Source organism: Desulfobacter curvatus DSM 3379 (assembly GCF_000373985.1).
GTDB lineage: Bacteria > Desulfobacterota > Desulfobacteria > Desulfobacterales > Desulfobacteraceae > Desulfobacter > Desulfobacter curvatus.
On the sequence record NZ_KB892971.1, the window covers coordinates 1 to 3,557 of the forward strand.

Annotated in this window: 6 protein-coding genes; 1 reads left to right on the forward strand and 5 read right to left on the reverse strand. The window is 40.2% G+C overall.

The features are described 5' to 3' along the window. Nucleotides 1–8: 8 nt before the first annotated feature. Genes B147_RS0106755 through B147_RS0106775 form a run of 5 tightly spaced genes read right to left on the reverse strand, consistent with a single transcriptional unit; the run spans nt 9 to nt 2,474 of the window. A complete protein-coding gene (locus tag B147_RS0106755) occupies nt 9–809 on the reverse strand; it encodes a VirB3 family type IV secretion system protein (RefSeq protein WP_083927828.1) in 801 nt (266 codons plus the stop codon). A 1-nt stretch (nt 810) separates the two neighbouring features. After that, a complete protein-coding gene (locus B147_RS0106760; protein WP_020586466.1) occupies nt 811–1,128 on the reverse strand; it encodes a TrbC/VirB2 family type IV secretion system protein in 318 nt (105 codons plus the stop codon). A gap of 14 nt (nt 1,129–1,142) precedes the next feature. After that, nucleotides 1,143–1,397, reverse strand: coding sequence for a hypothetical protein (locus tag B147_RS0106765; protein WP_020586467.1), 255 nt, complete (start codon nt 1,395–1,397; stop codon nt 1,143–1,145). After that, entirely contained in the window at nt 1,366–2,112 is a 747-nt protein-coding gene (locus B147_RS0106770; protein ID WP_020586468.1) for a nucleotide-binding protein, read from the reverse strand. Before B147_RS0106770 ends, B147_RS0106765 begins: the two co-directional genes overlap by 32 nt. Beyond that, nucleotides 2,112–2,474, reverse strand: a complete 363-nt coding sequence (locus B147_RS0106775; protein ID WP_020586469.1) for a hypothetical protein — start codon at nt 2,472–2,474, stop codon at nt 2,112–2,114. Before B147_RS0106775 ends, B147_RS0106770 begins: the two co-directional genes overlap by 1 nt. A 651-nt stretch (nt 2,475–3,125) precedes the next feature. On the opposite strand from B147_RS0106775, the gene B147_RS0106780 reads away from it, so the two are divergent. After that, on the forward strand, nt 3,126–3,431 hold the full coding sequence (locus tag B147_RS0106780) for a nucleotidyltransferase family protein (protein ID WP_245568951.1): 306 nt from the start codon (nt 3,126–3,128) through the stop codon (nt 3,429–3,431). Nucleotides 3,432–3,557: the final 126 nt, after the last annotated feature.

Below are 3,557 nucleotides of genomic sequence, written 5' to 3' on the forward strand. Positions count from 1 at the left end.
AACAGAATTTATGCACTCAAAAAGCATTTATTGATATAAAAAAACCGGACAAGATAATTGACGCGAACCGGACAAAGTAATTGACATTTGATATTTTCTTCGGTGTACAGAAAAGAATTCAGTTTCTGGGATGAAATATCAGGACGCCAGCTTATAAAAAGGTAGTGCAGGGTTCTGAAATGCTTTCCCTCTTTAAAATGCAATCTTCTGTTGTCATCAATTGCCCTTGTGATTTCATCGGGGAAAAAGTTTTCTTCTTTTTCAGGGTAATAATCTTCCGGGCTGCGGATACAGTCAAAATGCAGGGTCCAGCCATCGCCTAAACTTTTGAGCGATGATGAAATGGACCCTGAAAAACTTTCAAGTTCCGCATCAGTGGAACTGGCTGTGTCCCTGGTGATAACTTCATAGCCAACCAGGAACGAGCCGTTTTTACATAAGAGTATGCCGTCATCAACCATAAGTGCGTACTGCAGCAGGCTTTGCAGGCCTGTTTCTTTCCTGCTCATGGCATTATAATTGATGCTTTTACCCGGTCGAATATGGCTGTCTTTGGCCGGATAAAAATTTTTATGGCGCATGTGCTGACGGAAAACTTTTGTCAAAATCGGTTCAGCTTTATTGGCTTTCCTGGCAAAAGTGAAACCGATGGACAAAATAACCAGGCCCATTAAAATCTGCCAGGGGCGGTTGCCGCTGGTCACGATCAACAGACCGGCGGCTATACCGATGGGGAAAAGTAAATCCCGCTCAATACCCATGATAAGGTCCGCCCGGTGCAATGACCTATGAATAGATATGCGTCTCATTTCAGATCAGCGCACCGCTGCCAAAAGAGAACAATTGATTGATAATGGGTTCTGCCAGGGCAAGCACGGAGATGATACAGACAACCACCAGGAACCCCTTGGCCATGCCGTCGAGATCATCCTTTTTAAACCACATCATAAAAGCAGCAGCCAGAATCATGATGATGGCCACGGCTTTGGCCCATGGGCCGCGAAGGGTTTCCATAAGGGTTTCTGTCGGGGTCTGAAATTCGGAAATAGTTGTTGCCAGAACACCGTCAGGAAAAATGGCAACCAAAAGGATAACTGACATAAAAATTAAGGGAAGATGCTTTTTCATTGTTTTTAGTCCTTTCATTTAAAAAAAAGTTGAATAGTCATTCCTGCCACCACACCAGCCAGAAACGCGATTGTTACGGTCATCCGGTTGACGTGGGGTTTTAATTTTTCCTCCATTTTTTTTGTGAAATCGGCCTCATAATCCGCCAGTTTCTGTTTATATTCGTTCACAATAAGTTCGTAGATGGAAACAACGATCCATACCGGATCATCCTCACTGACGGCTATATTGTGTGTCTTAGCTATCAGTGCCTGTATTTTTGATTTCATTGGTGAATCCAGTTCCATCAAGTAAGGCCCAAATGTTATCCCGGATGATTTTAAGGCGTTGTTTTGCCATTATGTTTAACCCGTCTAATTCTATCGCCTGTTCAAAGGTGAGCCGAGACTTTAAAACGGTTTCTAAATCGTGGCCGAATGTTTCTTTTTTATAAGAGGGCAGAGTGATGATGATCCCGCCATTTTTTGCGTTCTTCCTGGCAAGTTCGTGTTTTTCTGTAAACTCGATCTGGCCGAAAAACGGATTGACCCACACTGTTACAGGGGTGCCGGGAAAACAATTTAAAAGGGAGTTCAGGCCCTGGATGGTGTCGGTTTCAGCCTGCCCGCCGGCAATAATGGTGTGCAGGAACAGTTTGTGCCCTGTCTCTTTGAGAAACTGGGCTATATTGTTTTCCGACATATAAGAGGACAGGGGAATGAATGTGCTGGCCCCGCTGTCTATAACCACACAGGCGTTTTCCGGCAGCTCCACCAGCTTTTCTATGAGGTTGTCAAACAAACGGCTGTTTATGATATCCCCTTCCATAAGCTCTACCCTTACAGCCTCAAGGCTTTTGTAGGCGGCAAAAGTGGCGTTGACCGGATCGGCATCAAAACAAGCCAGTAATTGGTCACGATCAATTAAATACTGGCCCATTAAGCTTGAGATAAGGCTTTTACCGACACCACCTTTCCCTTGTAAAACAACATTTATAACGGCCATTAATCACCCTCCTTTTTCATTGTTTTTTTGGATATGAGATTAACCTTTAATTCATTTTTTTCTTGAGGTTTTGAATCCTCGCTTACCGGGTATGGCCTGTTGTCGTGATGAAATTTACCCTGCACCTGTATGGGCTCCACAATTTTTTCCGATGTGAATTTGGGTTTTTGAGCAAGGCTGAAAGGATTTTCTTTGGTTCTGTACCTTAAAATTACAAGCCAGGAACTGTAACTCATTGTAAGTTTATCTTGGTTTCTGTAATAATCGTAAATTGCTTTTTTGCTGAAACCCCTTTCAATCAAGGTGTTAACCTCGTTTGATATGGCAGTGTACTGACTTTTGCACGAGGGCTTAATATCCATTTAACAATCCTCACGGTCGCGGCGTACCAGTACGCCTGTTGAATGTTTTTAATTTTTAATTAAGCTTCCATTCAAAAAAGACACAAAATAAAAGAAACAGTGCAAAAGGAGAGAGTAAAAGGAAGAAAGTTTTGAGCGGTGTGTATGTGCAATTAGTCATAACATTTTTCTTTTAGCTTTACATTTTTTGCGTTTCCGAACTTCTTTGGGAAAAGATTTACACAAAAAAAATATAAATGCAAGCGAAAAATGAAATTTTTATCAATAATTATCTGTTAATATAGATAGTTATATTATTTTATATTTTTCTATGGGTTACTCTGCGAAAATATATTTTAACTATAAAAAGATAGGGCTTTCGGACGAACAGGACATGCAAAGTAGGCCCACTTTTTCAAAGGAACCTACTTTGCGTCCTGCCTTATTCGCTCTGCTCAACGGAAACTTATTCGCTTCGCTCAACATGGAGAACTGATCAATGATCAAACGATTAATAAATGTTCCTTTTTATAATTTTCAACTTCTACTGTCGTGCCGCTGGATTTTTGCATACCCCGTAGGGGAAGGATTTCGTATCTATTTCAGTTTGACGCTGAGGTAACAATCCAATATATTATCAATATTTACAACTGTTTTTAATTACATGTAAAAATGATGCAAAAGACACTTTCAAAAAATCATATAATTGAACAACTTAAAACTGATAAAGATTTTTTAAAACAAAATTTTGGGGTTATTAAAATTGGCTTGTTTGGATCTTATGCTAAAAATCAGCAAACGCAAAACAGCGACATTGATTTACTGGTAGAATTTCAGGAGCCACGTTTCGATTGGATAGCCAACCTTCAAGCCTATATGGAGCAAAGATTTGAAAAAAAGATTGAAATTGTCAGGAAAAGGGAGCTAAGCAACAGCAAATTTTTTGATCGAGTGGAAAAGGACGTCATTTATGCTTGATGAAATTATTTACGATGTCTGTAAAAATCACGGGCTTGATCATAACATCGGCCAATAAGTGTGTTCTCAGAAAGCTTAAAAAAGGAATTTAGAAGAAAAAAATGTAGATAAAATTAGCCCGGTCTG